General features: G+C 46.5%; 1 protein-coding gene. It reads left to right on the top strand.

What is annotated here, in order from left to right:
- A partial coding sequence (locus tag AB4585_RS25280) for an acyl-CoA dehydrogenase domain-containing protein (RefSeq protein ID WP_372171519.1) occupies positions 1-258 on the top strand: 258 nt, incomplete at both ends.

Genomic DNA, 258 nt, shown 5'->3' with positions numbered 1-258 from the left:
ACAACAGGCGTATGACAACTTCCCTGTAGGTTGGGCAAAATACGCGATGAAGGCGTTGGTGTTCCCGATCGGTAATCATTTCCAACCACCAAGTGATGCAGTGACACTAAAAGTGGCGCAGCTGTTGATGGAGCAGGGTGAGCATAGAGAGCGTTTAACCAAGCTTTGTTATGTGAGTGATAAAGAAGATGACGCCGTTGGTATCATGGAAAGAGCGTTTGATGCCATGTTGTCTGTTGCACCTATTGAGAAAAAGGT

Source organism: Vibrio sp. 10N.222.49.C9, from assembly GCF_041474985.1.
In the GTDB taxonomy this organism is placed as follows: domain Bacteria; phylum Pseudomonadota; class Gammaproteobacteria; order Enterobacterales; family Vibrionaceae; genus Vibrio; species Vibrio crassostreae_C.
The sequence above is the reverse complement of the archived record's forward strand: the minus strand, read 5'-3'. Positions and strand labels throughout refer to the sequence as shown.